The organism is Candidatus Dactylopiibacterium carminicum, from assembly GCF_014736495.1.
GTDB classification, from domain to species: Bacteria; Pseudomonadota; Gammaproteobacteria; order Burkholderiales; family Rhodocyclaceae; genus Uliginosibacterium; species Uliginosibacterium carminicum.
Genome location: NZ_MDUX01000115.1, coordinates 1 through 2,877 on the forward strand (window position 1 = coordinate 1; position 2,877 = coordinate 2,877).

A 2,877-nucleotide genomic window follows, 5' to 3' on the forward strand; every position below is an offset into this window, starting at 1 on the left:
TCACACCCAAATTCCAGAATGTAAACACATTCCGGATACTGTGAACAGGCTCTAGATGAAATCCACTGGCGGTTGATCCGCCTGTCCAGGGAGCTTGGGCAGCTGGCTTCCGCGATGTCGGGCGCTGATTGCCTTCCACTGTTGCAGCTGGCTGCTCGACTGGCCGGCCGGACAACCTAGGGGCTGCGGCAGGGTTTGCTCTTGCCCCTGCTTTCAACGCGGTCGAAAGCCGAGCCAAAGCCGTTAGAATCCGCCCCCTGATGTCCGATTCCATCCTCCCCCTTTCCAGCTGGCCGCGCCACCGCCCAGATCTTCAGCCCGCGCCATTCCTGCCCATGCGCCGGCAGGAGATGGAGGCGCTAGGCTGGGACGCCTGTGACATCATTCTCGTGACCGGGGATGCGTACATCGACCATCCCAGCTTCGGCATGGCCATCATCGGGCGCTTGCTTGAAGCCCAGGGCTTTCGCGTGGGCATCATCGCCCAGCCAGACTGGCATTCCGCCGAGGATTTCCGTGCTCTGGGTCGCCCCCTGCTCTATTACGGGGTCACGGCGGGCAACATGGATTCGCTCATCAATCATTACACGGCGGACCGCAAGCCACGTTCGGACGATGCCTATACAGCCGGTGGCGTGGCCGGCAAACGGCCGGATCGTGCCGTGACCGTGTATGCGCAGCGCGCCCGCGAAGCCTTTGCCGGTGTGCCGGTGGTGATCGGCAGTATCGAGGCCAGCCTGCGCCGTATCGCGCACTATGACTACTGGAGCGAAAAGGTGCGTCGCTCCGTGCTGCCAGACTCCAAGGCGGACATGCTGATCTTCGGCAACGCCGAACGGGCTCTGGTCGAGCTGTCGCACCGGCTTGCCGCCGGTGAGCGCATCCAGGACATCCGCGATCTGCGCGGCACCGCTTTCATGGTCCGGCGTGACTGGCTGCCCGATGCGGACTGGCAGGAGATCGATTCGCTGACGCTGGATCGCCCCGGGCGCATCGAGCCTCATACGGATCCCTATGCCACGGAGCCACAGATCGCCACCGGGGCGCCCTCTGCCGAGGGCGGCACGCCAGTGCAGATCGTCCCTCTCGCAGCCAGAGTGGCTGCGCGCCGTGCCCAGCGCGCCAGAACGGTGATCCGCCTGCAAGCCTACGAGGCGGTGGTCGAGGACAGAGTCTTGTATGCCCATAACTCGCGGGTGTTTCATCTGGAGTCGAATCCGGGCAATGCGCGAGCCTTGCGTCAGGCGCATGGAGAGCGGGATGTCTGGCTCAATCCGCCGCCGACTCCATTGGATACGGCAGAAATGGATCACGTCTTCGACCGCCCCTATGCGCGCGCGCCACACCCGAGTTACGGCGATGCGCGTATTCCGGCCTGGGAGATGATCCGTTTCTCGGTAAACATCATGCGGGGCTGTTTCGGCGGCTGCACTTTCTGTTCGATCACCGAGCACGAGGGGCGCATCATTCAGAGCCGCTCGCACGAATCCATCCTCAAGGAGATTGAGGAGATCCGTGACCGGATTCCCGAGTTCAAGGGCCACATCTCGGATCTTGGTGGCCCGACTGCCAACATGTATCGCCTGGGCTGCAAGAGCCCTAAGATCGAATCCTCCTGCCGCAAGCTTTCCTGCGTCTATCCGGACATCTGTGAAAACCTGAATACCGATCACGCCTCGCTGATCGGGCTCTATCGCAAGGCGCGCGCCATTCCCGGCGTCAAGCGAATCACCATCGGCTCGGGGTTGCGTTATGACCTGGCCGTGCACTCGCCTGAGTACGTGAAGGAACTGGTGACCCACCATGTCTCCGGCCTGCTCAAGATTGCGCCGGAGCATACGGAGGAAGGTCCGCTTTCGAAGATGATGAAGCCGGGTATCGGCAGCTTCGAGCGATTCCGCAAGCTGTTCGAGAAATTTTCGAAAGAGGCCGGCAAGGTCCAGCATTTGGTGCCCTACTTCATTGCTGCGCATCCGGGTACCACGGATGAAGACATGCTGAATCTGGCGCTCTGGCTCAAGGCCAACAATTTCCGCCCGGATCAGGTGCAGACCTTCACGCCCACACCTCTGGCCATGGCCACCGCGATGTACCACTCGCGCAAGAATCCGTTACGCCGTGTCAGCCGCGATTCAGAGGAAGTCGAGACGCCGAGACTGGCCAGACAACGTCGCTTGCACAAGGCTTTGTTGCGTTATCACGATCCGGCCAATTTCGATCTGATCCGCGACTTCCTCATCGAGATCGGGCGGCGTGACCTGATCGGCAACGGCCCGCAGCATCTGGTGCCGCGTGGGCATGTGAGCCGGCAATCCGTCGCGGCCAAGCCGGTATGGGGTAATGATTTCGTGCACGCCATTCCCGCGCGCACCTCGCAAAAACCGCCCAAGCCCGGCAAGCGCCGCTGAATCTCCGCTGCCAGTTTGCCCGTGGCTGCCCATCCGTGCAGACACGGGCTATCATCGCGCCTCGCCTATAAGAACATTGCCGCTGGAGGAGACCCATGCCGCATCGCCGTCGCATCTCACTGGTCATCCCTTTCTACAACGAGGAAGAGAACGTCGACAACACTTTGGCCGCGATCAGCGGCATCGTCGACTCAACCCGTTATGACTGGGAGCTGATCGCTATCAACGATGGCAGTCGCGATGCGACACTGGCGAAATTGCAGGCCGCTCGTCCGACAAGTTTTGAATTGGTCGTCGTGGACCTATCCCGAAACTTCGGCAAGGAAGCGGCCCTGTCCGCCGGCCTTTCTCGGGCTACCGGCGATGCGGTGATCCCCTTGGATGCCGATCTGCAGGACCCGCCCGAACTGATCGCTGAATCGCCCCGGGTTTCCTAGACAGCCCCGAGCTTCATGAAATACTGTTTTTC

Annotated in this window: 2 protein-coding genes; both read left to right on the forward strand. The window is 61.5% G+C overall.

Going from position 1 to position 2,877, the window contains the following annotated elements:
• The first annotated feature begins 335 nt into the window (after positions 1-335).
• Positions 336-2,408 carry a YgiQ family radical SAM protein gene (locus BGI27_RS17630; RefSeq protein WP_223871897.1) on the forward strand — a complete coding sequence of 691 codons (2,073 nt, stop codon included), beginning with the start codon at positions 336-338 and terminating at the stop codon, positions 2,406-2,408.
• A gap of 95 nt (positions 2,409-2,503) precedes the next feature.
• Positions 2,504-2,845, forward strand: a complete 342-nt coding sequence (locus tag BGI27_RS17635; protein ID WP_095526077.1) for a glycosyltransferase — start codon at positions 2,504-2,506, stop codon at positions 2,843-2,845.
• Positions 2,846-2,877 lie beyond the last annotated feature (32 nt).